Annotated in this window: 19 protein-coding genes; 11 read left to right on the forward strand and 8 right to left on the reverse strand. The window is 64.2% G+C overall.

The features are described from left to right. The first annotated feature begins 35 nt into the window (after positions 1-35). The gene (locus RFN28_RS14765) at positions 36-488 is read left to right on the forward strand and encodes a DUF6484 domain-containing protein (RefSeq protein ID WP_320288066.1); all 453 of its coding nucleotides are present in this window, start codon (positions 36-38) and stop codon (positions 486-488) included. Positions 489-496: 8 nt separating this feature from the next. Further along, a complete protein-coding gene (locus RFN28_RS14770; protein WP_320288067.1) occupies positions 497-1,726 on the forward strand; it encodes a TIGR02270 family protein in 1,230 nt (409 codons plus the stop codon). Between the two features lie 30 nt (positions 1,727-1,756). Here RFN28_RS14770 and RFN28_RS14775 read toward each other — a convergent pair whose 3' ends face one another. Both RFN28_RS14775 and RFN28_RS14780 read right to left on the reverse strand, forming a co-directional pair. Next, the gene (locus RFN28_RS14775) at positions 1,757-2,797 is read right to left on the reverse strand and encodes a HEAT repeat domain-containing protein (protein ID WP_320288068.1); all 1,041 of its coding nucleotides are present in this window, start codon (positions 2,795-2,797) and stop codon (positions 1,757-1,759) included. 100 nt (positions 2,798-2,897) lie between these two features. Then, positions 2,898-5,225: a type VI secretion system Vgr family protein gene (locus RFN28_RS14780; protein ID WP_320288069.1), complete on the reverse strand. Its 2,328-nt coding sequence runs from the start codon at positions 5,223-5,225 to the stop codon at positions 2,898-2,900. Positions 5,226-5,533: 308 nt separating this feature from the next. On the opposite strand from RFN28_RS14780, the gene tagH reads away from it, so the two are divergent. The 8 genes from tagH to RFN28_RS14820 all read left to right on the forward strand — a co-directional run bounded on the left by tagH (position 5,534) and on the right by RFN28_RS14820 (position 18,477). Continuing rightward, positions 5,534-6,619 (forward strand): type VI secretion system-associated FHA domain protein TagH, encoded by a 1,086-nt coding sequence (gene tagH, locus RFN28_RS14785; protein ID WP_320288070.1) that lies wholly within the window; start codon positions 5,534-5,536, stop codon positions 6,617-6,619. Next, entirely contained in the window at positions 6,616-6,828 is a 213-nt protein-coding gene (locus tag RFN28_RS14790; protein WP_320288071.1) for a hypothetical protein, read from the forward strand. The genes tagH and RFN28_RS14790 overlap by 4 nt, the downstream gene beginning before the upstream one ends. A gap of 184 nt (positions 6,829-7,012) precedes the next feature. Beyond that, positions 7,013-8,518, forward strand: coding sequence for a type VI secretion system protein TssL, long form (tssL, locus tag RFN28_RS14795; RefSeq protein ID WP_320288072.1), 1,506 nt, complete (start codon positions 7,013-7,015; stop codon positions 8,516-8,518). A 25-nt stretch (positions 8,519-8,543) separates the two neighbouring features. Beyond that, the gene (gene tssM / locus RFN28_RS14800) at positions 8,544-12,056 is read left to right on the forward strand and encodes a type VI secretion system membrane subunit TssM (RefSeq protein ID WP_320288073.1); all 3,513 of its coding nucleotides are present in this window, start codon (positions 8,544-8,546) and stop codon (positions 12,054-12,056) included. A gap of 135 nt (positions 12,057-12,191) precedes the next feature. After that, positions 12,192-12,968, forward strand: coding sequence for a PP2C family protein-serine/threonine phosphatase (locus tag RFN28_RS14805; protein WP_320288074.1), 777 nt, complete (start codon positions 12,192-12,194; stop codon positions 12,966-12,968). Beyond that, on the forward strand, positions 12,965-15,559 hold the full coding sequence (locus tag RFN28_RS14810) for a serine/threonine-protein kinase (RefSeq protein WP_320288075.1): 2,595 nt from the start codon (positions 12,965-12,967) through the stop codon (positions 15,557-15,559). Before RFN28_RS14805 ends, RFN28_RS14810 begins: the two co-directional genes overlap by 4 nt. A 90-nt stretch (positions 15,560-15,649) precedes the next feature. Next, complete coding sequence (locus RFN28_RS14815; RefSeq protein ID WP_320288076.1) at positions 15,650-16,060, forward strand: DUF1036 domain-containing protein; 411 nt, start codon at positions 15,650-15,652, stop codon at positions 16,058-16,060. Further along, entirely contained in the window at positions 16,057-18,477 is a 2,421-nt protein-coding gene (locus RFN28_RS14820; protein WP_320288077.1) for a M23 family metallopeptidase, read from the forward strand. The genes RFN28_RS14815 and RFN28_RS14820 overlap by 4 nt, the downstream gene beginning before the upstream one ends. Positions 18,478-18,507: 30 nt before the next feature. Here RFN28_RS14820 and RFN28_RS14825 read toward each other — a convergent pair whose 3' ends face one another. Continuing rightward, positions 18,508-19,041: an OmpA family protein gene (locus tag RFN28_RS14825; RefSeq protein WP_320288078.1), complete on the reverse strand. Its 534-nt coding sequence runs from the start codon at positions 19,039-19,041 to the stop codon at positions 18,508-18,510. A 255-nt stretch (positions 19,042-19,296) separates the two neighbouring features. Between RFN28_RS14825 and RFN28_RS14830 the strand changes: the two genes are divergently transcribed. Beyond that, positions 19,297-19,854, forward strand: coding sequence for a DUF6931 family protein (locus RFN28_RS14830; RefSeq protein WP_320288079.1), 558 nt, complete (start codon positions 19,297-19,299; stop codon positions 19,852-19,854). 287 nt (positions 19,855-20,141) lie between these two features. On the opposite strand, the gene RFN28_RS14835 is transcribed toward RFN28_RS14830, so the two are convergent. The 5 genes from RFN28_RS14835 to glnP form a co-directional block, all read right to left on the reverse strand. Continuing rightward, positions 20,142-20,357 carry a hypothetical protein gene (locus tag RFN28_RS14835; RefSeq protein WP_320288080.1) on the reverse strand — a complete coding sequence of 72 codons (216 nt, stop codon included), beginning with the start codon at positions 20,355-20,357 and terminating at the stop codon, positions 20,142-20,144. A 92-nt stretch (positions 20,358-20,449) separates the two neighbouring features. Beyond that, positions 20,450-22,999, reverse strand: a complete 2,550-nt coding sequence (locus RFN28_RS14840) for a caspase family protein (protein ID WP_320288081.1) — start codon at positions 22,997-22,999, stop codon at positions 20,450-20,452. Between the two features lie 253 nt (positions 23,000-23,252). Continuing rightward, entirely contained in the window at positions 23,253-24,311 is a 1,059-nt protein-coding gene (locus RFN28_RS14845; protein ID WP_320288082.1) for a C45 family autoproteolytic acyltransferase/hydrolase, read from the reverse strand. Further along, positions 24,301-25,029 (reverse strand): glutamine ABC transporter ATP-binding protein GlnQ, encoded by a 729-nt coding sequence (gene glnQ, locus RFN28_RS14850; protein ID WP_320288083.1) that lies wholly within the window; start codon positions 25,027-25,029, stop codon positions 24,301-24,303. The genes RFN28_RS14845 and glnQ overlap by 11 nt, the downstream gene beginning before the upstream one ends. Next, positions 25,026-25,682 carry a glutamine ABC transporter permease GlnP gene (gene glnP / locus RFN28_RS14855; protein WP_320288084.1) on the reverse strand — a complete coding sequence of 219 codons (657 nt, stop codon included), beginning with the start codon at positions 25,680-25,682 and terminating at the stop codon, positions 25,026-25,028. Before glnP ends, glnQ begins: the two co-directional genes overlap by 4 nt. Position 25,683: the final 1 nt, after the last annotated feature.

Raw genomic sequence — 25,683 nt, forward strand, 5'->3', positions numbered from 1 at the left:
ACTAGCTTTGGACAGATAAGGAAAGGGGTAAGCACATGAATGATCGCCCCGACTTCTCAAGTGCGGGCAGCAGCCTCAGCAACGGCCTCGTCATCGGCGCCTTCGTCGGACGCGACCGGTCTGGCGACGCCATCGTCTCTATTCCCGACGGAATCGAAAGCAGGCTGGTAACTGCCCGAGCGGCGACCATGCTGGAGGCTTCGGATTTCGGGGCCGACGTCGTGGTAATGTTCGAAGGTGGCGACCCGGAAAGGGCGATCATCCTGGGTCGTCTGCTGCATCCGAAACCGGCGCGCGCCGAGGACGTCACCGCAACCATCGACGGCGAGCGACTTGAGCTTTCCGCCGAGCGTGAGATCGTGCTTCGCTGCGGCAAGGCCAGCATCACTTTGACCCGCACCGGCAAGATCATCCTACGGGGTACCTATATCCTCAGCCGCTCGTCAGGCCCCAACAAGATCAAAGGCGGCTCGATCCAGCTTAACTAGAGCTTCGGATGTCGCGCCGCGTTATCGAGCATATTGTCGAGCAACATGCTGAAGACGCGGCGTTTCTTTGGCTGCAGCGCGACAGGGCGGCCGATGCTCCCGACCAGCATGTCAAGAATTTGCGCCGGCTGGACGACCGCCTCGAGGCGCATATCGATGGTCTGCGTGTGGCGGGCGAGTGGGGTTGGCAGGCCGCCGAGAGGGCTTTCGACCGGTATCAGGAGCCTGGCGAGACTTTCGTGGCCGCTGTTCTGGCCTTCGAGTGCCTGTCGGAGAACAGGATCGGTTATGTCCTGAATCTGGCCGAGGCATCGCCAGAACTGTTGCGCGCCACGGTATCGGCCTTGGGCTGGGTTGAAGCGCATAATGTCCAGGAGTGGATACGCTCGCTTTTGGAGGATCCGCTGCCTTCCAGGCGCCTGCTTGGCTTGGCCGCATGTTCGGTCAGACGGATCGACCCGGCGACTCGTCTTTCACAACTGCTCAACGATGTTCCAGCGGTGCGTGCCAGGGCCTTGCGCCTCGCCGGAGAGATCGGGCGCGTCGACCTGCTCTCCGATGTCAGGGCAGCTCTGGACGACCCGCACGGGACTTGTCGATTTTGGGCAGCATGGTCCTGCGTGCTACTAGGCGACAGGTATCACGCAATTGAGGTGCTGCGGACGTATGCCGGTGTGGATGGGATTGGCTGGAAGGGAGTCCAGCTTCTGTTGCGCGCCGCCGATCATCAAACCGCCGTGGATTGGCTGCTGGACTGGCGTGGCGATCGATCCAAGGAAAGGCTGATTGCCGCCGGGGCAGGCATAGTCGGGGACCCTATCTTCGTGCCGTGGCTGACCACACGCATGCGCGACCCGGGACTTTCGCAACTGGCCGGCGAGAGCTTTGCAACCATCACCGGCATTTCGCTGGAAGACCACGGGATGGATGCCGGGGCACCTGCGGACATGGACAACGTGGATAAACCCGTTGGCTATTCCGCCAGCGACGAGAATCTTGTCTGGCCCGATGTTCGCAAGGTCCGGGAATGGTGGCGGCAGAATCAAGCGAAGTTTCATCAGGGCAACAGATATCTGCACGGCAAGCCTCTGTCGGAGGAGGCTTTGTTACAGCTGTATGCAAAGGGGACGCTGCGCCAGAGGCGAGGTGCCGCTCTCGACTTGGCGCTAAGCGCCCCCGAGGCCCCGCTGGCTAACAGCTCCGCTCGGCTGTTTGGGCGTCTCGCGTTGGCAGATTAAGGCTACCCGTCCGCCACGAGCGACAATTGATCATTTGACGTAGCCTTGCCGTCGCCCCCATTCCAGGACCTTGTCCGCAAGCGGCACTCTGGCGATCCTGTCCGCGAAATACTCACCGAAGTCGGCGCCCGCCGCGACTGGGTCATTGGTGAAAAGATCGTCCGCAAGCCTGGTCTCCGGAAACAGTTCCAGAAGCGACGCGCCCGCGGCCGTGGCGACGGCAGGATTGTTCATCTGCTCGATCAACCACGGCAACACGCTGCGATCCCCAAGCATGCCAGCGGCCCTCACCCCTAGAGGGGCACTTTGCGGCAAATGGAGCAAGGTTCCAATCCAGCTTCGTAATTCCGTTGCGGGCGTCGACTTCACGACCGCCCGAAGAGCAACCAACGCGTTGCGGTCGCCTCGTTCGACTGTCTTTCTGAGCTCCGCAATGCTCGGATCGCCGCGACCGAACTCGCTCAAAGTCCACGCGGCCCAGAAGCGTACCTGTTGGTCTTCATCCGAAACCGCATTCCTGATTTCGGGCGTCAGATCGGTCCGACCGAGTTTTGCAGCTAGCTGAAGGCTTGCTGTCCGCACCGATGCATCTGGATCGCGAAGTCGCGGTGCGAGCACCTGCTTCGGGTCGACACAGTGTTCCAAACAGGCCGACACGCCGAGAAACCGCTTGAAGGAGTCGCGCGCATCAATCCAGTCGCGCACCCATGGCGCGATCTTGCTAGCCTCGTGCCATGCAAGTGCGCCCAGCAACCCGCCTGGACCGTCATCCGCGGATCGAGCGATCTCTACGGCTCGCACGACGTAATCGGCGCTCTCCAACTCGAGCGCCGTCCAAGCCAACACAAAAAGTTCGCCCTTGCCGGATGCTTCCTCGTGGAGAGCAAGCACGCGCGGCCAAGCAGCCCGGCCGGCAACTCTCAAGCCGTCGAGGTTGATTTCCAACCTGCCGTCTATGGCCCGCACGGCATCCAGGTCGGGAGGATCGTCCAGAACCAAACTGTCCCGCTGCGCCCACAAAGCGGCCGATCGCTCGGCATGTTGCCTGACAATGTTTTCCAGGACCGTCATTTGGGCCACGACTTGATCTCTAGCGGTACGCAGCGCTGGAAGTTGCGGCGATCAAATTCGTCAGCGCTACAGCGTCACTTCACCCTCTGCGAGACTGCCGTCAGTTTTCGTGGATCTGGGATCCCTTGATGGTGACGTCGCTCGACGCCTTGATATTGATCTTGCCGGATCCGCTGACCGTGATGTCGTTTCCCTTAATCAAGATGGTGCCGTCCTTCTTCATCGTAATCGAGGCGCTGCCGCAGGTCAGCGAAATCGAGTCGCCGGCGTCGATGGCAAAGTTCTTACCGATCTTGAAACTGCCGTCCTCGGCGACATCGACCGCGCTGGATTTGCCAACCTTCAGATTGTGGCCGCCGCCGATGTCAGTGGCGTCATCGGCGGCAATTTTTGCTGTCCTGGATTTGCCGATCTGCGAGGCGTGGGCTCCACCAACGTCAAAATTCTGGTCGGCACTGACCTTTACGTTTTGGCTGGCTCCAACCGTCCAATTGTCCGCCGTGCCAATCTCATGGGTCTGGCTCAATCCAACGGTGACTGACCGCGTCGCGCCGATCGTGTTAGCCTGCAGGCCGCCCACGGTCCGCGTCTCGGCGGCACCCACCGAGTCTATACGCGCAGCCCCCACCGTCACCGTCTGCACGAGCCCAACCGTCTGCGAATGGTTGGCGTCGATGTTTTCGGTGGAGTTGGCGACGACGTGGATCGTCTCGTTGGCCTGGACGGTCAGCTTGCGGTTCGCGCCCACCGTCTCGGTGTCGTTGCTGCCGATATTGGTGGTCTGGTCCACACCGATCTTGACCGTCTTGTTGTTGCCCACGTCCTCGTCGAGGTTGTGGCCGACCGAGTGCTTGGCGTCGTGGTCGATGCGGTCGGACTGGTCGTGCTGCACGGTCTTGTTGCGATCGTGCTTGATCAGCAGGTGGTGGTCCTTCTGCGCCTGGAAATTGACCAGCTCGGAGCCGGCCTTGTCCTCGAACATCAGCTCGTTGTACCCGCCGCCGCCTTTCGAGGAGTTGGATTTCCAGCCCGATTGCGTCGCGTTGGCGGGCAGACCGTAGGGCGGCATCTCGGCGGCGTTGTAGACGCGGCCGGTGATGATCGGAAGGTCGGGATCGCCCTCGATGAAATCGACGATGACCTCCTGGCCGATGCGCGGGATCTGGATGAAGCCCCAGCCGCTGCCGGCCCAGGTCTGCGACACGCGCACGAAGCAGGAAGAGTTCTGGTCCTTCTTGCCGAGGCGGTCCCAGTGGAACTGCACCTTCACGCGGGCATATTTGTCGGTGAAGATTTCCTCGCCGGAAGGACCGACCACCGTCGCCGTCTGCGGGCCGCGCATGATCGGCCGCGGCGTGATGCGCAGAGGACGGTACGGCAATTTGGTGGGTGCCACGCCCAGCACGATCCTGAAGTTCTCGGTGTAGGCCTCGTTCTGCGTCCGGTAGCCCGGGTCGAACAGCCTGTATTCGGCGCTGATCACCAGATAGTCCTGGTTCTGGTCGTCGCGCGGAAAGCTTTCCAGCTTGAACTTGCAGCCGGAAAAAAGTCCGCGCACTGTGCCCACTGCCGTGCTGCGCTGGTGCACCGCCTGAAGTTCCTCGCGGCGAATCCCCGCAATCGTGTCGCCCCGCCCGACGTCAAGATGCGCTCCGGGCTGGCGGTAGTTTTCGCCCGCGGCTTCCTTGTGGCTGAACGGCTGGGCGGACTTCGCCATCAAGTCCGCGCCGGGCTTTTCGAAATCATAGTCGGTGTGGGCATAGGCCCCCGGCCGCACCGCGCTGCCCGGTATCCATTCGGTGATGTATTCGACATCGCGACGCGAGGCCTGCCCCTCGAAGTTGTAGAGCACCTTCTCGTAGCCGGGAGCCGGTTTCAGCTTGCTCATCGCATCGCAGAGGACCAGCGTGTGCTTGCCCTCGTCATGCTCGAAGAAATAGAAGATGCCTTCGTGCTCGAGCAGGCGCTGCACGAAATCGAGATCGCTCTCGTCATACTGCACGCAATATTCGCGCTGGGGATAAGACCCCTGCAGCCGCTTTTCGAATTTCGCGATGCCGTATTTGGAGAAGATCTTCTCGACGATCTCGACCGCCGTCATGTTCTGGAAGATGCGGCAATCCGTGGTGTTGCCGAGAAACCAGAGCCACGGCCTTACCACCGCCTCGTAATAGGCCAGCCGGTCCTCGATGCGCGTCAGCTTGAATTCCGACACCAGGCCGCTGAACCAGCGCTTCGGATCGGATTCGCCTTCGACCGAAACCGCGCCGCCCAGCATCTTCAGCGGATCGACATCGTGGCTCTTCGAGACGAAGCCGACGGTATAGGCGAAGCAACGGCTGATCTCGTCACGCCCGACGAAATGGGTGAAGGTCAGCACATCGCCGCCAACGGGCGTCTGCACAACCGTGGCACGTTCGTTCGGCATGGGTCGTGCCCCTCCTGGACGCGGCCGCCAGTGTGATGGATTGAAACCCCCGCTCTGTAAACTGCATCACGTTCGGGAAGTTTTCGAATTCACCGCACCGGACGGGTTCAGCCTAGCACATGTTTGACCGCGGCCAAATAACAGCGACAGCTTAACCATACCCCACGCATGGGTGTGAAACGCTCCTCTCCCACCGCTCCCGCAAGCTGATAGAATGCTGGAGCAATTCCAGGAAAAGCGCGCAGCGGTTTTCCGCCTGGAATTGAGGGAAATAGGTATCTGTTTACCAAGTTCGGCGACGCTTCCGGATGTTCATCTCGCTCCAGATCAGCAATGTCGACAGGGTGCCTTCGGGCACCGCGACGAGCTATGCCGCCCGCGACCGCAGCTTCGAGATCGGCCGCGAGAATTGCGACTGGACGCTCGCCGATCCGGACAAGTTCATCTCGGGCCGGCATTGCGAGGTCCGCTACCAGGCAGGCGCCTTCTGGCTCTACGACATCTCGCGCAACGGCACCTTCATCAACGGCTCCAGCCAGCGCATGGCCGGCCCACACCGGCTCGCCCATGGCGACCGGCTGCTGATCGGCCGCTATGTCGTTTCGGTCTCGATCGACGAAGAACGAGCCGCAGCCGGCCATCCGCAAAGCCGGACCGGGTCGACGCAACGCGAGCTGCCGCCATCGACAGGCAAGCCGCTGGAGTTTTCCAACGAGCCGTTCTTCAGCCCGGCGGAACAGCGCCCCGTGCACCGGGCGCCGGTGTCGACGTCCTCGGCGCTTCAGTCCGCCCCGACCCCGGCAGCGCCGGCCGGCCGACCTGCGGAGCCCGCCGCGCTGTTGCGAGACATCGCGAAGGCGGCCGGCATTTCGCCGGATCTGCTTCAGTCGCGCGATCCGCATGAAGTGGCCGCCGAGATCGGCACGGTGCTCAGGACCACGGTCGAGCAATTGTCGTTGCTGCTCAAGGCGCGCGCGGCGGCCAAAGTGCTGGCCAAGAGCGCGCATCGCACGATGATCGGCGCCGAGAACAACAATCCGCTGAAATTCGTCCCCGGAACCGACGACATACTGGAGATCATGTTCGCCAAACGCAGGGCCGGCTATCTCGACGCCGCGCACAGCGTCGAGGATGCCTTCCGGGACCTCAAGACGCATGAATTGGCAACCTATGCTGCAATGCAGGCCGCGCTTTCCAGGCTGCTCGACGATCTGTCGCCCGAGGCGATTGCCAGGAAGCTGCCGCCGGCCTCCTTTTCATCCAAGAAGAGCCAGGCCTGGGACGCGCTCGTCACCACCTGGCGGACGATGGAGGAGACACACGAGAACGGCATGCTCGATGTCTTCCTCGCCTATTTCAGCGAAGCCTACGCCAAGGCTGGCAAGCAGAAGTGACCGGCCAGGCCGGAGAGGCCGAACAGCGCTATGTGACGGGTCTCACAGAAGAAACCGCCGCTTCCATCATCCTGCTTTCCGATTTCAATTGGGTGCTTGGCGGCCAAAGCGCGTCGCGATCCTTCAGATCCGCCCATGCGCTTTGGTTTTTGAGTTTGCGCATGTCTTTGTCCCGAAACCGGTTCCCACTTTCGGGAGACATGCTTTAGGATAGCGGACGGAAGCTTGCCTGGCGAGCAAAGCGGCGTGGCTTGGGGCGTGTGCAGCAATGTCATGTTTCGGCGAGATGAGCCTTCGCATCCGGCCCGCCGCCAAATCCTGGTGCGAAAGGCGCACGGGCGACCTTTTTCCCTTCCGAAGGCGTGTTCTCTGCACATCGACGGTGGACCGCCGATGAACTCGAAGGACGATCCCTCCAGGCCGACGGACAAGACCGTCATCCGCGCGCCGCGGCCGAGACAACGGTCGCCTGCGGCTCCCGAGAGCGCCTCTGCGGGCAACGTCTCGGCAGCCCGGGAATCGACGCTGTTCGATCCGGGCGTCGGCAGGCGGATGCCGACCGGCTGGTCGTCTGGAACCGTGATCTATCAGGGTCCCGCCGCCGGAGAGGCATCGGCCTCTGCGCCAACGCCGGCGTTGCAACAGGATGCCCTGCTCGATGCCGCAGATGGCGTGAAATACACCGCCGCAAATCCGATCCTCACTGCCGCGGCACCCCTGCTGATGCTGTTCGGCCAGTTGCGGCTGATGCCGGTCGAGCGGCAGGCGGCCCCTTTGGCGGAGCACATCGCCCAAGCTATCGACATGTTCGACCGCGAGGTGGCGAAAGCCGGCATTGCCGAGGAGGACGGCAGAATCGCGAAATTCGCCCTTTGCGAGACCGCCGATGATCTCGTCGGCAACCTGCCGTGGCCGAAGGACGACGGCTGGAGCGGGCATAGCCTGGTGGCAAAGGTCTTCCACACCAAACCCATCGGTGCGGGTTTCTACGAGGCGCTGAACGAGATCCTGAGCAGCCCGGAGGGCCATCACGAGCTGCTCGAACTGATGCATGCCTGCCTGTCGCTCGGCTTCGAAGGCCAGTATCGCGGAAGGGCTGGTGAACGCGACAATCTCGAACGCGTGCAGCGCGATGTCTACGACACGATCCGCTATTTTCAACCCCGCGCCCGGGACGACATCTCGCCGCATTGGCAAGGCATGGCGGCGACGCTGTCAAAGCCGCGCGCGCGGCTGCCGCTATGGGCGGTCGCGGCCGCCGCGGCGACTCTGGTGACGGCGGCGTTCTTCGGGTTGCGGGTTTTGATCACCGACGAGGGCGACGTCACCGCCGGAGAATTGCTGGCGCTCAATCCGTCGACGCCTGTCACCATCGAGCGCGCCAGCGTGGCGCCACTTGCCGAACCCACGGAAGCCGCCCCGCCTCCACCTGTCGCCGTCGTCCCCACCATCACCCAGATCGACCGCATCAGCGCGGCGCTTGCGAAGGAGATCGCCGGAGGCGCGTTGACGGTCGGCACGAAGGGCAACTTCATCGTGGTGGAGGTCAACAATCAGGTTCTTTTCGCGCCCGGGCAGGCCGAGCTGAAACCGGAATTCCAGCCCATCGCGGCAGAAATCGCCGCCGCGCTCGATGCCGAGCCGGGACCGATCCGCATCGTCGGCCACACCGACAATGTGAAGCCGAAGAAGTCGAGCCAATTCAAATCCAACTTCGATCTTTCCGTCGCCCGCGCCAAGGCCGTGCAGACAATGATGGCGAAGGCGCTCAAGGACCCGTCGCGAATGACCGCCGACGGCAAGGGCGAGGACGAGCCGATCGCCGACAACGCGACGGTGGAGGGCCGCGCGAAAAACCGCCGCGTCGACGTAATGATCCCGAAGGAGGAGACGCTGTGAACGGGTGCGGCGGGGAGCGGCACTGATGCGCTGGGTGTTGCGGATCTTCAGCCTGCTCGCGCTTGCCGGGTTCTCGGCGGCGGTCTGGTATGCCGGGCCGCTGATCCGCTATGCCGACACAAGGCCCCTCGGGCCCGCCTGGCTCAGGGCGACGATCATCGGCGTCACGGTTGCGGTGCTCGCGTTGTTCTACGGCATCCGTCTGTGGCAAGCGCGCAAGGCGCAAAGCGCGCTCGAAAAGGCCATCGCGCATACCGACGACCGGAACGACGATTCACAAGTGCTCGAGGCGCGCATGAGCGAGGCCATCGCGACGCTGAAGCAGTCAGGCGGCAGGCGCAACTTCCTCTATGAGATCCCGTGGTACATCATCATCGGCCCGCCGGGCGCCGGCAAGACGACGGCGCTGGTCAATTCGGGGCTGAAGTTCCCGCTTGCCGGCTCCGGCCATGCCCAGCCGCTGGCCGGCGTCGGCGGCACACGGTCCTGCGACTGGTGGTTCACCGACGACGCGGTGCTGATCGATACCGCCGGCCGCTATACCACGCAGGAGTCGGACCGCGAGCGCGACAAGGCGAGCTGGCTTGCTTTCCTGGGTCTGCTCAAGAAGTACCGCACTAGGCAGCCGATCAACGGCGTGGTCCTCGCCATCAGCCTTGCCGATCTCATCAGTCTGGACGATCAGCAGCTCGACGCGCATGTCACCGAAATAAGAAGCCGGTTGCGGGAGCTGCACGAGACGCTGAAGATCCAGTTTCCGGTCTACCTGCTCTTCACCAAAGCCGATCTCGTCGCCGGCTTTATGGACTATTTCGGCGATTTCGACGAAACCCGCCGACGCAAGGTGTGGGGCGCCACCTTCCAGACCACGGACCGCAACAAGAACATGGTCGGCGAGGCTGCGGCCGAGTTCGACGCGCTGGCCAGGCAACTGGCGGACGAGATCGCCGACCGCCTGCAGGACGAGGCCGACCCGGTGGCGCGCATCGCGATCTTCGGCTTCCCGGCGCAGTTCGGCGCGCTGAGAACCCGCGTCGTACGGTTTGTGACCAGCTTGTTCGATGCCTCGCGCAGCCAAGTAAATGTCAGCCTGCGCGGGTTCTATTTCTCTTCCGGCACGCAGGAAGGAACGCCTATCGATCAAGTGCTGGGCGCGATTGGCCGCAGTTTCGGCAGCGCGTCCCAGGCGCATCTTTCCGGCACCGGCAAAAGCTTCTTCCTGCATGATCTCCTGGCGAAGGTGATCTTCCCCGAGGCCGGCTGGGTCTCCTTCGACAGGGCCGCGGAGCGGCGCGCGGCATTCGCCAGATATGCCGGCCTTGCCGCGATCGGGCTGGCGGCTTGCGCGGCGCTCGGCGTTCTGGGTCTCAGCTTCACGGCCAACCGGTCGCTGATCGACTCCACCAGACAGGCGATGGCGCAGTATCGCGATAGCGCGGATTCGCTGCTCAAGAGCACGACGGTGACCGACGTCGATCTCGAGAACGTCATTGGCTCGCTCGACCAGTTGCGTAACCTGCCGGCCGGATTCGAAACCGCCGAGCAGTCGAAGCCGATCGAGGAGACGTTTGGGCTCAGCCAGCGCGAGAGACTGCTCTCTGCCGCCAGAACGGCATACCGGCAGGCGCTGGAGCGAAGCTTCCGCTCGCGTCTCCTCGTTCAGGCGGAGCGGACGATCCAGGCCAGGATGGCCGATCCGATCGCGCTCTACGAACCGCTGAAGATCTATCTGATGCTGGGCGGCAAGGCGCCGAAGGTCGACGATGAGCTGGTCGTCTCCTGGATGAGGCAGGATTGGGAGGAAAACCGCTATCCGGGCGAGAACAACCGCGAGGGCCGTGCGCAGCTCGAGAAGCATCTGCGCGCCATGCTCACGCTCGACGATGCCTATGATCCGGTGTTCGAGCTCAACGAGCCGCTGGTCGAGGCGGCGCAACGCTCGCTCGGACGCATGAGCCTTGCCGACCGCGCATCGGCGCTGATCAAGTCGGCGGTCTATGGAGCAAGGCTCGAGGATTTCTCCGTTGCCGCGAAAGCCGGCCCGGAAGCGCAGCTTCTGTTCGAACGCATGGACGGCAGCGAGCTTTCCGACCTTCGCGTTCCCGGTCTCTACACCCGAGCCGGCTTCAACGGCTTCTACCTGCCGCAGCTCTCGCACATGGCGCAAATGCTTGTCGACGACCAATGGGTTCTCGGCGGCGGCGGCGAACAGGGCGGCATCGACCAGGATCTGCCCAAGCTCGGTCCCGAACTCATCGACCGCTACGGCAAGGAGTTCGCGGCCGCATGGAACGGCGCGCTCGACCAGCTGAAATTCAAGGCGATGCTGAAAGACAAGCCGCAATATATCGCGCTCTCCGCCGCCGCCTCGCCGGACTCTCCACTGGACCGGCTGTTCACGGCGATCGCCGACGAAACCGCATTGACGCAGGGCAGCGCCGCTTCCGCGAGCGAAGACCCAGCCGGCATGGCCAAGGGCCTGGCGCGCATCGGCCTACAGATCGCCGGCGGCAAGTCGCAGAGCCGTGCCGGCACAAGCTCGTCCGCCACGCGAAACGCCGGCGCAACGGTGGAGGCGCAGTTCAGGCCGTTCCAGGCGCTGGTGAGCGGCTCCGCCGGCCGCCGGCCGCTCGACGCGCTGACGCAGAATTTCCACGATATCTACCAGAGCGTGAAGCTGGCAGTGGACGTCCCCGCGCAGACCGAGCGCGTCAACGCGAACCTGAAGCTGCAGATTTCGACGATGCGCGCCAATGCCTCGCGCCTGCCCAAGCAGCTTGCGCGCATGGTCGATGCGGCCGCGGACGAGTTCGAGGGCAATGTCGCCGAGACCTCGGTTGCCAACCTCAACCAGACGCTCGACGAGACGGTCACGCGCCCCTGCGAGGAGGCAGTCAATGGCCATTATCCCTTTGCCGGCGACAGCACGGAGGACATCTCGATGGCCGATTTCGCCAAGCTGTTCGCACCGGGCGGCCTGATGGACCGGTTCTTCGCGCAGAACCTTGCGCCGCTGATCGATATGACCGGGCAGGACTGGACCTGGAAGCAGGAGACCCGCTCCGGCCGCGGCCTCGCCAAGTCGACCTTGAAGGCGTTCCAGTCGGCGGCGGAAATCCGCAGCACCTTCTTCCCGTCGGGCGGTTCGGTGCCGCAGGTCGCGATCACCTTCACGCCTACCTCGCTGAACAGCGAGGCCGACAGCGCGGTGCTCAACGTCGACGGGCAAACCGTTGAGAGCGCGCAGGCCGGCAACGCGCCGAGCACGGTGACATGGCCGAGCGGCGCCGCTTCCGGATCCGCAAGCCTCAGCCTGACGCCGGAAATGCCGGGCCGCGAATCCGCCCTCAAATTCGAGGGGCCATGGGCGCTGAAGCGCCTGCTGGACAAGGCCAGCGTCACCAGCAATGGCGGCAACACCGAGGCGCGCTTCGTGATCGGCGGGCGCGACGTCGGCTACACGATGCAGACCGTTTCGGGGGCCAATCCCCTCCTGCTCCCGGCGCTGTCCGGGTTCAGCTGCCCGAAGGCGTTCTGACATGGCTCCGTCCCACAGCACCGCCGGCAGGAACCTTCATTTCGGTACTCTAATGTATGCGCTTGTGGCAAAGTGGCCTGGGCACGCGGCCCATCGTTCGTCACAGAGGACGCTCGCGAAGCGCTTGGTGGCAAATTGAGCACTGTCGCCCTTCCCATTGAGAGCTTCGGCGTGAGCCATAAGGGCTGTGTGCGCGACCACAACGAGGACAACTACCTCGTAGAGCAGCAGGCCGGTCTGTGGGTGGTGGCCGACGGAATGGGCGGGCATGAGGCCGGAGAAGTCGCTTCGGCCAGCATCGTCGATCACCTGGCGACAATCGGCATCGCGAGCTCGGCGCCGGACCTTCGCGCGCGCTTCGAGGACCGGCTGAGCCGCGCCAATGCCGAAATCCGCAACATATCGCGGTCGCGCGGCATCACCATCGGCTCGACCTTCGCGGCCCTGCTGGCGATGGACGGGCGGTTCGCGGGCCTGTGGGCCGGCGACAGCCGCATCTATCTGGTGCGCGGCGGCGCGATCTCGCAGATTTCGAGAGATCATACCGAAGTGCAGGAGCTTCTCGACCGCGGCATGATCAGCGCCGAGGAAGCGCTGATCTGGCCGCGCCGCAATGTCATCACCCATGCCGTCGGGGTCAGCGACGAACTCGTCATCGATTTCCAGCAAGGCGAGCTGATGCCGGGCGATGTCTTCGTCCTGAGCACCGACGGGCTGACCGCGCATGTCAGCGACGCGGAGATCGAGGCAGCCGTCAGATCAGGACCACCGCAGGCGGCGTGCGAGAAGCTGCTAGAGACGGTGCTGGCGCGCGGCGGAACGGACAATGTCACCATAGTGCTGGTGAGGATCGGCGACGGACGCAACGGATCGCTCCAATCGGATCAGTCTGCAACGAGGGCCGAGGGATGAGCGACGACGACAAGACGCGGATCCCGCCGAACCTCGCCTATACGGGCGTGGGCACGCAGCTTAGCGGCATTTACGAGCTCGACGAGCGGATCGCGTCGGGCGGCATGGGCGAGGTCTATCGCGGCCACAACATCCAGACCGGCGACCATGTCGCGATCAAGATCGTGCTGCCCGAATTTGCCCGCGATCAGACGATCCTGTCCCTGTTCCGCAAGGAAGCGTCGATCCTAAACCATTTGTCGCACGACGCGGTGGTGCGATACCACGTCTTCACCATCGATCCGGGGATCGGCCGGCCCTACCTCGCCATGGAGTTCGTGGACGGCCAGTCGCTGTTCGACGTGATGCGACGCGGCCCGATGTCGCTGCCGGACGCGCGCAGGCTTTGCCACCGCCTCGCCTCCGGCTTGAGCGCTGTGCATCAGGCCGGCGCGGTTCACCGCGATCTCTCTCCCGACAACATCATCCTGCCGGGCGGCCGGGTCGAGCGGGCCAAGATCATCGACTTCGGCATCGCGCGCTCGGCGCATGTCGGCGGCGAGACGCTGATCGGCGGAAAATTCGCCGGCAAATACAATTATGTCTCGCCCGAACAGCTCGGCCTCTATGGCGGCGAGGTCAGCGAGCAATCCGATATCTACAGCCTGGGACTGGTGCTGGCCGCCGCGCTGCGGGGCAAGCCGCTCGACATGAGCGGCTCGCAATACGAGGTCGTCGAGAAGCGCCGGGCCGTGCCGGACCTTTCCGATATCGATCCCGATTTCCGCGAAATCATCGAAGCGATGCTGCAGCCGGATCCGCGCGACCGGCCGGCAAGCATGGCCGAGATCGCCAGGGCAACGCGCGACGACGATCTCGACGCGACATTGCCGCCGCCGGCATCGTTTGCTCCGCGAGAACGCTCGGGCTTGCCGCGCGCCGGGTGGACCGCGCTGCCCGACTCCGCATCACAGCCCGCGACAGTTCCCGGCGAGCAGCGCTTCGTCCCGCATGTACGGCCGGCTTATCTGTCGGAGCGGCGGCCTGCGCCGGCGGCCGCTGCGGCCAGCGCGTCCACGCAACCGGCGCAGCGCAAGGCTTCGCGGATTCCGGCCATAGCTGGCGGTGTCGCGGTGCTGGCAGTCCTGGCGGCGGCAGGCGTCTATTTCAGCGGTGCCTTGACACCTCCGCCTGCCGTGCAAAAACCCGAATCTCTCACGCCGAAGCCGGCAGCAAAACCTGTAGCGGAAGTACCCAGGCCGCTGGCTGAGGCATCGAAGCCTCAGCCAGCAGCGCCAAAACCGCAGCCGCCGGCGCCAGCCGAGCCACAGCCGGAAGCACCGAAAGCTGGCAATGCAGCCACCGTTGAGCCGGCGAAGCCTGCCCTACCCGTTCCGCCGCAGACGGCACCCGCCGAGAAGCAGGCGGAAGCTACGACCGAGCCAGCGCCGACGCAGCCTGCCGAACTTCCGGGGCCTACCCCTAAACCCGAGACGCCGCCGGTAGCGGAGATTCCGCCGCAGCCTGCTCAAAAAACGCCGCCTGCCCTTCAGCCGCAGAGCCCAGCCAACACCAATCAGGCGCAAGGCTCGCAGGCCGCAAAGGTCGAGCCCACGCAACCGCCGACCGGGAAATCGCCGGCGCCCGCTCCCGCGCCGAAGGCTGCGGCAAGCCAGAAGCAGGTGCAACCGGCCAGCGAGCCGCCGGCGACCAAGCCCAGCGTATCGGACCTCGTAGACGCGCTGTCCAAACTGGCCCCGCCGAAAGCCCCCTCGCCTCAGACCACGGGAAAGCAGCTACCGGTGCCGCCTCCCAGCCCACCGGCAGCGCCCAAAACGCCGGCCAACCAGCCGGCGAGCGCATCGATACAACCGCCGCCACTGCCGCAGCCGCCGCCTGCCACCAAGCAACCTCAGAACACCAACGTTGCCATCAACCTGCCCAAGCCCGAGGTTCCGCCGCCGCCGAAGAAAACCGACGAACTGGCGCAGCGCGCCTCCTGGGTGCGCGACTTCAGCGGCGGCGACTGCTTCTATGCGACGCTGACATCGGCAACGGACAACGCCGCTGCGATCGAAGGCTTCGGGACGGCCGTGCAGCCCTTCGAGCAGCTGCTCAACGATTTCAAGTCGAAATTCCATCTCGAGCCGGACATCAGCGTTCGCCTCATCGACCAGCCGCAATGCGTGGTGACCAGCTTCCTGCGCTTTCTCGACCGCAGCGGGACAGAGCGGCCGCAGCTCGTTCTCGACCGGACTTCCGTCCCGGACGGATCGCCGATCAGCGGCACGCTGGTGACGCGCGGCGGGCTGGTTTCCAACGTGATGCTGATCGACCACAAGGGCATCGCCTTCAACCTCGACGACCGCATGGTGCCGCAACCGGACAAGGCGACTTTCAACTTCCCGATCGGTCTCGCCGACGCCGACAAGGCGGCCGGCAAGGCGGTGCCGCAGATCATGCTGGCGATCACCGGGCCACGGGATATCCAGGCCGCAATGTTCTCGCGGCCGACGCCGGCATCGGAGCTGCTGCCCAAGATCCTCGAGGAGATCGCGGCCGACGGTTCCCACTTCTCCGCCACCGCCAAGTATTTCCGCCTTGGCGGATAGACATGGACGCCGATGGAACTCCGCCGCCCGCGTTCATCACTCCAGCCACCGCCACGCAGGAAGCGTGGCTGGCTCATTCTGCCTGACCGCATGAGGCTTGCCGTGCTTGCCGGCGCGGCACTGCTCTCGATCTTCCTGAGCGACCGGGCGCATGCCGAATTCACCGTCTGCAACCAGACGCTCGATGTCGTCAACCTCGCCGTCGGACAGAAGGTCGACGAAGCCGACCAGACCGACGGCTGGTGGACGATCGGCGCCAACCAGTGCGTCAACGTCATCCGCGAGGAGCTGACCAACCGCTACATCTACATCTATGCCACCGACGTCTTCGGTCATGCGATCCTCGCCGGATCGACCGAGATGTGCATCGACCGGCGCCGCTTCTCGATCCGCGGCATCGAGGAATGCTGGCAGCGCGGCCATATCGCGGCGCGTTTCGTCGAGGTCGACACGCTGGAACAGGTGCGCTGGACCTATTTCCTGACCGGAAACAGCCCGTGACGCACAGCATCGACACGAGCTTCAAATTGAAGAAGCAGGCGCGCCTGGCCGAGCGCCGGCGCCGGCTCTGGCGCTGGGTTCTTTCCGGTGTTGCCGCGCTTGCCGTCGTCTCGGCAGCCACGGGGTTCTACCTGACACGCGACTACTGGTCGTTCGGCGACGAGGACGAGGAGCTGCATCCTGTCGAGGACATGGTGGATATGCCGCCCGATGCCCCGGTCTATGTCCCGGCCATCATCGATCTTGCCGGAGACCCGATGTGGATCACGCTGGCGCCGGACGCCGAGGCCGCAACCAAGGGCCACACGGTCGCCCGCCCGGCCGAGCTCGACAGCTCCGGCGCCTCGCCGCAGATCGAAATCCTCTCCGACGTGATGCTGAGCGCCAGCGAAAAGTTCATGACGACGATCCCGTCGACGCAAGAGGATTTCGCTTTCTTCCAGGCGCAGCGCCAGACCGCGCCGAAGTCTCCGGCAGCGACGCCTGAGGCTCAGCAGGCCGCCCTGCCCGCTCCGGCTGCAGCCGACGATCAGCAGGGCGATCTGGAGAACGACCTCCAGCCGGTGCCCGATGAGAGCGGAGCAGCTGCCGGCCCGGCGCCAAAGGCCGATGCCGGCGACCCTGAGGCCGGCTGGGGCGAGACCGTCGATCAGGGCGAAGCCGCCCTGCCCGCCTTCAAGAAGACCGAGATCGAGAACAACACGACGGTTGCGACCGTCACCAGCGACTACCAGCGCTTCGAGGCGACCGAGGACACGTTCGTGAAGATCCTCAACGACCGCAGCCTGGACAGCGTCGTCGCCGACGCGCACTTCTCCGCCGACGATGCCAAGCTCGCCGGCGAAGCGCTGAAGGCGCTGTTCAACCGCGACGGCCTCGGGGCGGGCTATGTGGTGGCCATGCGCGGCTTCCGGCCGAGCCGCGAGACGACGACGATGTCGCTGATGCAGGTCTCGATCTATGCCAGAAACGTCTATGTCGGCACGCTGACGCGCAATGCGGCCGGCGCCTTCGTGTCGGGAGTAGACCCCTGGGTGCGCGAGGACCTCTTCAACTATTCCGGCGCATCCGACGAAGGCGGACCCAAGCGGCAGTACCGCCTGCTCGACGCGATCTATTCGACGGCCGCGCGCAACAAGGTTCCGACCAGCGTGATCGGCGAAGCGATCATGTATCTGTCCAGGGGACAGGATCTCGACGCCTTCGCCAGCGAGGACCAGCACCTGGTGCTGATCTACTCGCAGACGCCTCGCGGCCAGGACGCATCGTCGGGACGGATTCTTTATGTCGGCGTCCAGGGCACCGAGAAGAGCCTCGACTGTTTCGTCTTCCAGCAGAGCGACGGTCAGTACGCCTGCGTCACGGGCAATGACGAGGTTCGTTCGCTGACCGTGACCAACGGCATGGTCACGCCGGTGGCCGGCGTGATGACTTCGACCTTCGGCCCACGCAAGCATCCGATCCTCGAAACAGTTCGCATCCACAAGGGCGTGGACTGGGCGGCTCCCATCGGCACCCCGGTCGTGGCGGCCTTCGACGGCGAGATCAGCTTCCAGGGCGATGGCGGCGGCTATGGCAATCTGGTGAAGATTTCGCACCCGAACGGGCGCGAGACGCGCTACGCGCATATGCAGAAATTCGCCATCGCAAGCGGTGTCGGCACCAAGGTGAAGGCCGGCGACGTCATCGGCTATGTCGGCACCACCGGGCTTTCCACCGGCCCGCATCTTCATTTCGAACTCTACCAGAACGGCGAGGCGATCGATCCGCTGGGGACAGTCACCACGGTTGCCGCCTATGCTTCCGGTGGTTCCGGCACTTCCGGCGATACCGCCGTCGAGACGCTGACCGACCGCATCGTCCATGTGGAAAGCGGCGGCAGCGCGCGAGCCAAGAACCCGCTTTCCTCGGCGACCGGCGCCGGCCAGTTCATCACCAAGACCTGGATCCGGATGATGAACACCTACCGCCCCGATCTTGCCCGCTCGCTGTCGACAGCGGACCTGCTCGCGCTTCGCTACGACGCCACGCTGTCGCGCGAGATGGTGCGCAACCTGGCGCGCGAGGGCGAAGCCTATCTGCGCGCCCGCGGCCACCAGATCACCGCCGGGCGGCTCTATCTCTGCCATTTCCTCGGCATGGAAGGCGCGGCCCAGGTGCTGGCGGCGCAGGGCTCGGCGCAGCTGAGCGCCGTGCTGGGATCAGCGGTGATCCAGGCCAATCCGTTCCTCACCGGCAAGACCGCCAGCTACGTCATCGACTGGGCCGAGCGGAAGATGGGGCAGAAGGTGATCCGTATGGCGTCCGATCAGGGCCAGCAGACGACCACAACCGAGATCCGCCAGACCTCGCCGGAATTCGAGAAATACAAGCAGGCCGTGACGGCCCTCATCAGCTCGATCCAGGCCACACTTTGAACGCGGGGCCGTGGTTCGCGACGAAGGTTCCTACTCCGTCCTGATCCGCATCTCCACGCGGCGGTTGACCGGATCATAGGGATTGGCGACGCGGGGGTGCGATTTGCCCAGACCAATCGCTTCGAGCCGGGTGGCCTGAACGCCGTTCGCGGTCAGGAAGGCGGCAACCGACTGCGCCCTACGTTCTGACAAATCCTGATTGTGGCGATCCGATCCGGACGCGTCGGTATGGCCTTCGACGATGAAGCTGAACGTGCTCAGCCGGTTGTCCTTCAGCGCCTTGGCGAATTCGTCGAGCTCCGTGCGCGCGGTCTGGTCGAGCTGGGCGGAATCCAGCGCGAAATTGATCATCATGTCGAGCCCGGTCTTGGTGGGAGCCGCGTTCTTCTCGTTCTTGCTTTTGCACTCTTCCTCGGTGCCGACGCAGATGCCGCGCGACGCGCCGAGATTTCCCTGGCCGGTGAAGAACTTGACGATGTCTTCGGATTTCTGAAGCGGATCAGCGGAAACGTGCGTCGAAAAAAGCACGGCCGCCAATGCAAAGGCTGAGCTGGCCCACCGCATGACCGTTACTCCTGTTTGAGCGGATTTCGTTAAGCGCGGCGCGCCGCGCTTTAAGTCCTCTTTTCATGCATGTCGTTTCCCCAAAACCGCTGCACACTTTTGGGCGACATGCATCAGCGAAAAATACCAAATTTCGCGACGATTGTCTGTGAACAAACGCACGCCGGGAGCGGTCGCCGTTTGCTAAAGCTAAGGCTTGACCAGCGCCCCGGCGGGGGCTTGAGTATCTCTATTCCTAGTAAGGGCGTGGCAGCCATGGCCAACGGGCTCCGGTTCAGGACGGCGCGGGATTTGTTCAGCGCTTGCCCTGCCGTCACCCGGGATATGAAAGCGGCGCCCACCGATCAGCCTTCGATCGAGTTTTGCCGCGCGCTGCTTGCCGGTCGCGTGCCCGAGGAGGCAATCACCTTCTGCGCCTATCTGCTGCCCGAGCGGGCCGCGGTCTGGTGGGCGCATGAGTGCCTGGGCAACCTTGCCGAACTCCTCGGCGACAGGGACCTCGAATTGCTGGCGCTCGTGCGCGACTGGGTCGGCGAGCCCGGCAACCCCGACCATCGCGCGGCGGTGGCCCAGGCAGTGGAGGTGCCGCCCGCGACGCCCGTTTCCTGGGTCATTCTGGCGGCAGGTTGGCGCGACGCCGGTCCGGCCATCGATGCCGGACTTCCCGCCGCCCATGCCGTCAGCGCGGGGATCCTGGCCGGGCTTGCGCGTGTATCGCTGGCGGACCGCTTTGCCGTTCTCTCCGCCTTCGCCGAAATGGGGATCCAGATGGCCGAGATGGAGGCGCAGCAGCAATCGGCCGTCGCCTATTAGGTCCGAGCCGCAGGCGTTCACCTGCAGCCGCCTTGCACCTACTTGCCAGTAGCGTTGGCGGCTTGCTATCCGAATAGTAACAAAACGAACGAAATGGCGATGATGAGTCCTGCCGCCTGCGCGGCACCTTTCACCCGCATTTTCCGCCGAATGCGACGACTTCGACCTGGAACGCCCCCTGCCCAGGACAACTCTGTATCTATACCGGCACGCTTGGTGAGCAGCTCCAGGCAGCTAAGAGCCAAACGCTGCGCGTCGGGATAGTTTTGGCCGTTGTCGAGTGCTCATCACCAGCCGCTGTTGCCGCCGCCGGAGTTACCGCCGCCCGCATTACCTCCGCCGTTGCCACCGCCCAAGGGCGCGATTACTGGCGCGGTTTCGGTCTGAACGGGCTGGATCAGTTTCTTGCCGGTGACTTTCTTCTGCTTGACGACCTTTGGCGTGGTCGTCGTGCGAACGACCTTGTGCTTGACCGTCGGCGCCGGCTCGACCTTGGGCGCCATGGTCGTGCACCCCGCGACAGCCAGAGCGCAGGATAGGATCGATGCGACGATTGACTGCTTCAATGCCCTACCCACCATTGCCTCCTTGTTGATCAGAACAAGTCCCGACGCGGATTGGCTTGTTCCCAGACCGCCCTGGCCGTCTTGACCAGTTGATCGTCCAACGCGCCGACCGCCGATATCTTCGACTTGAGTTCCCCACGCAGCTGTTTCAGGGCCGCCGTCTTCGCCTTGGCTCCGAATTTCGCCAGCGTGGCCTTTGCGTCCGGAATTTCGTTCCGGAGATCGAGCGCGGCCGCGAAAGCGAGATAGCGCACGGCCACAACCTGGTCGGCCTTCCCGCCCTTCTGCATCTCAAGCGCCGCGCGATCGTAGGCACCGGAATAATCGCCGCGGGCGGTCGCTAGTTCGAACAGCCTTTGCGCTTCGTCGAGGTTCTGCGCTACGCCAACGCCGTCCCGGTACATGCGTCCAAGGCTGCCAGGAGCGTACGGCTGGCCGAGGTCCATCGCCTTCTGAAAAAGCGCCTGGGCCTGCTTCGGATCCTTCTCGACGCCGCGACCGGAAAGATAGCTGCGGCCGAGAATGTTCATCGAATACATATCCTGTCGCTCGACGCCGGCCCTGAGAAAGGCCACGGCGCGGGCCGGATCGGCAGGCACGCCGTTGCGGCCCTCGGTGAAGATCGCGGCGAGATCGTTCATGGCGTACGTATGTCCCATCGCCGCCGCTTTCAGCAGCAAATCCAATCCCTTGCCGGTGTCGCGCTGCACGCCGAGACCGTTGAAGAGGGCGCGTCCCCAGGCGGTCATCCCGTAGGGATCCCCTTTGTCAGATGCCTTTAAATAGAAGCCATTCGCCTTCGTGGGATCGATAGCCGTCCCTATTCCGGACGACTCGATGTAGCCAAGCTCGAACACGGCGCGGACATGGCCTTTGTCGGCGGCCTCCCGGATGGCTTTCTTCGCCTCGTCGACCTTGCCCACGGCAAGCAGCGCGCGTCCCAGCTCATAGCGGAAGCGGGCAACATCCGGGTAAGCCTTCACCGCCGCGCGGCACACGTCCACGGCGTTGCTGCTGATTTCGTTCGGCAGCAGGCCGGGGACAACGCCCTGCAGGTCGAGAGGCTCGCCGGCCTCCCTGTCGCAGGGCTCGACGCTTGGCGACAGCTTCATCGTTGCCGGCTTGGGCGGCGTGTTGTCGGCCCGGATTTCGAAGCCGACGATGAGCGGTTTGGCGGCGCCGATCTGGGGTTCGTAGCGCAGACGGTCGACCTCATCGGCCATCAGGCTGGAATCCGGGGACAGAGTCCGATCCGGCAGCGACAGCGTTCCCGTTTCCGGGTAGCTGGCAAGCTTCACGCTGACAGCAGGGTCCTTGGTCGGGAAATCGAGCTTCAGCGGAACCGGGCCGACGCCGACCGGGACGCTGACGTCACGCTTCTCGATCGCCTCGGCGGCGCCGGCGATGTGGATGCCGCGCTCCAGCACCTGCTGCTTCTGCTCGGCCTCGAGCGAGGCCACGAGCTGCTGCCCCGCGGCGCCTTCGCCGTTCTTGACCCGGAACACTAGGATACCTTGGGATTCGCCGCCCCAATTGTCACGCGTGGCATAGGCCAGCATGTCGACCTCTTCCTGCGCGCCTGTGCCCTTCGGCACGTCCATCGCCAAGCGCGGCAGGTCCTTGCCGGCGATCGGCTCGCCCGTCGCGACAGGCTTGCCGTCGAGCATCAGCCGGCCAAGCGCCGGCGGCCTTTCGATGCTGACGGTGACGGCCCCGCCATCGACATCGACCGGCGCCGGCAGGCCCAGCGCTACCGGCCCGACGCCTGACGGCACAACCTTCTCCAGTACCGGCGGCAGCACGGGACGGCTGGCGCGGCGCATCAGCACCACCTCGTCGATCAGCGAGGAGTTCTCCCACGGAACCTGTTTGCCGTCGGTGGCTTCGACCACGTCGCGGCGAACGGCGGCCATGACGGTGCGGATCTCCTGGTTAGGCGCCAGCGCACGACGGGAAAACGCGGACGAGAACGGGCTGAGGTCGCCGGTGCCGTCATAGGCGACCGACCCCGGCTCGGTGGCGAAGGCGATCAGCGTGTTCAGCGAGCTCTTCACCTGCGCGAGGCCGGCGCCGCCTGTGGCGATCAACTGGTCGCGCAGCCAATAGTCCTTGCGGGGAAACGGATTGTTGCGGCAGGCGTCGAGGATGATCACCTGGATCTTCGATTTCGCGCGCAGTTGCTGCAGCACGTCGTCGAGCTTGATCGCCTGGACCTCGATGTCGGCCGCATTTTTCAGCGAGGCATCGACCGGGATCAGGAAGTTCTCGCCGCCGATCTGGAAGCCATGGCCCGAATAATAGACGACCGAGAGATCGGCGCCGTCCGCCGCCGCCAGATAGTTGCGGAATTGCTCCTCGAACTGAAGCTTGGTCAAGTCCTTGGCGACGAACACGTCGAAACCGGCCAGCCGGAATGTGTTCGATACATCCTGAGCATCCTTGTCCGGGTTCTTGAGAGCCGGAATATCTCGGTATTCGGAATTGCCGATGACAAAGGCAACCCTTCGATCGGCATGGGCTTCGAACGCCGTGAAGCCCACGAGGACCAAGGCTGCAAGGAACGCGCAGCATCGCAGCATGGCAAATCCTTAACTGCTATGACCTGTCGGCCGCAGGAACGCAGCTTGCGGCGCCGAGGTCTGTTAAAGAGTTCACAATCTGCCGGGACGGGAGCAGACCGCATGCATAACGACAGCGGGCACGCGCCTTATCCAACCAAGTCCTAAAATACTCCAGAGGCATGGGCGCCGCAATGATCGTTGCTCGCCACCAAGCGATCGACCGAGGCTTATAAGGCGTCCGCGCGGGGTCCGTCCCGCAGGCGGTCGCGGCCTAGAAAGCCGATGCAGAGCCCGCGGGCGTCAAGCCGCCGTCCATGCGGTAGCGCGGCGGCTCCCCGGCGCGATCGTAAACCTGCCAGTCGAGGGATCGGGCTCCAAGGCGGAACACGGCCGTCGCCAACGTGTTTTCGTGGTCGGGATCGTCCGGCTGCGCGCGATAGATCGGCAGCGACGCGGCTCCGGTGTCCCACAGCACAGCGAGAGGATCGTCCGCACTGTCTGCAAAGCCGTTGACGATGTCGTCGCCCCGCTGCTGCCGAGACAGGGAAGACGGCGTGATGACCTGCCGCTCGTTCGCTGTGTCGCGATGGATCAAGTGATTGGAATGGCAGCTTGGCTGCCGCAGCAGCTCGACCGAACAGCTCGAATGCGTGAACTCGACGCTGGCAAGGCGCGTGTCGCCACGCTGGGCCAGCGTGAAATGAAAGGCGCCGGCGCGATCGGCCGTCCGCAGCAGCGCGATCGCCTCGTCGAGCGATCCGCAGTCGAGCACGGCGCGGCCGAGGATCATGCGCGGCAGGCCGGCGCCGGCGCCGCGGGAGCGTATGTTGTTAACGGTCTGGACCAGGCCCGCCTCGTTCGCCGCAAAAGTGTGCCCGGGGATCGAGGCGGGATAGACGAAACTCGTGAACGCCTTTCCGTTTTCGGGTCGAACATGCGCCAGCGCGCAATGGCCACGAAAGCCCGGATCGCCGTCTTCGTTGTGGGCAATGACCGGCTCATTGCCCGGTATCTGCACAGTGGTGCAGCCGTCCGGCGCGAGCGCCCAGAAATCGCCACGGCAGTTCCAGACAAACACATCATCGAACGGCAAGGCGAGGCCTTCGGCCAGGCCCTGCAATTCCGACCAATAGGCAGGAAAACGGGTTTCGACCAGCCGCCGCATTTCGGCAACACGCGGATCGTGGCGGAACGCCATGACGGACGCCCAAGCATGGCTCGCGGTCAAATGCCGATGCGCGATCCCGGCGCCGAACCGCCCGAGCTGAACGCCGACGTCGTGGTGGCTACCCTTGACTTCCAGATATCCGAGCCGGCCTTCAATGGACATGCTGAAGGAACTCGCGTAGGCGTGGATTTTCAGGATTGGCCAGCAGCTTGGACGGATTGCCGTCGACCGCGATCTTGCCATCCTCCATGAAGATCAGCCGCGTGCCGACCTGGCGCGCAAACGCCATCTCATGTGTGACGACGATCATCGTCATGCCCTCCTCGGCGAGCGAGCGCATGACGCGCAGCACCTCATGGCGCAGTTCGGGATCGAGCGCCGATGTCGGCTCATCGAACAGCATCAGCTTCGGCTTGACCGCTAGCGCCCTGGCGATCGCCACACGCTGCTGCTGGCCGCCCGAAAGCTCCGACGGATAGTGATGGCCGCGATCGGCAAGGCCGACCTTGGCCAGCAAGGCCTTCGCCTGATCGAGCGACTCGGCGCGGCTGACGCCTCGCACCCGCCGCGGTCCGAAGGCGACGTTGTCGAGCGCCGTCATCTGCGGGAAGAGGTTGAACTGCTGGAAGACCATGCCGGCTTCCTGGCGGATCAGCCGTATCTGAGAGCGCCCGGATTTGACGCTGATGTTGTCGACGACGAGATCGCCGCCATTGATCTCCTCGAGCGCGTTGATGCAGCGCAGGAGCGTCGACTTGCCCGAACCGGACGGGCCGATCAGGACCACGACCTCGCCGGCATCGATGGTGAGGTCGACCTCGCGCAGGACAACGACCTTGCCGAAAGCCTTGGTGACTTTGCGAAATTCGACGATGCTCACAGGATTCGCATCCTCTTTTCGGTCACGCGCAGGATCAGGGTAAGCGTGCCGGTCATCAGCAGATAGAGCACCGCGACCGCTGTCCAGATTTCGACGGCACGGAAATTCGCGGCCATGATCTCCTGGCCCTGTCTGGTCAGCTCTCCGACCCCGATGACGATGAACAGCGACGTATCCTTGAGGCTGACGATGAACTGGTTGCCGAGCGGCGGGATCATCCGGCGAAAGGCCACCGGCCCGATGATGTAGACCAGCACCTTCCACATCGGCAGGCCGAGCGCCAGGCCGGCCTCCTTGAGCCCCTTGTGCACGGACAGGAAGGAGCCGCGCACAATCTCGGCGATGTAGGCGCCGGCATTGACGACGATCGACGTGATCGCCGCGGTCATTGGATTGACGCGGATGTCGGCCAGGATCGGCAGGGCGAAATAGATGAACATGACCTGGACGACGATCGGCGTGCCACGGATCAGTTCGATGTAGGCGAAAGCGATCGCGTTGACGATCGCGTTGCCATAGGCGCGCATCAGACCGGCGATGGAGCCGACGACGAGGCCGCCCACCAACCCCGCAACGGCGATGAGGATGGTGAGCTTCGCGCCGCCGAGCAGCGCGGGCAAGGCACCAACGATGACTGACCAGTCGAAATCCATG

The organism is Mesorhizobium album (assembly GCF_033977205.1).
Lineage (GTDB): Bacteria > Pseudomonadota > Alphaproteobacteria > Rhizobiales > Rhizobiaceae > Mesorhizobium > Mesorhizobium album.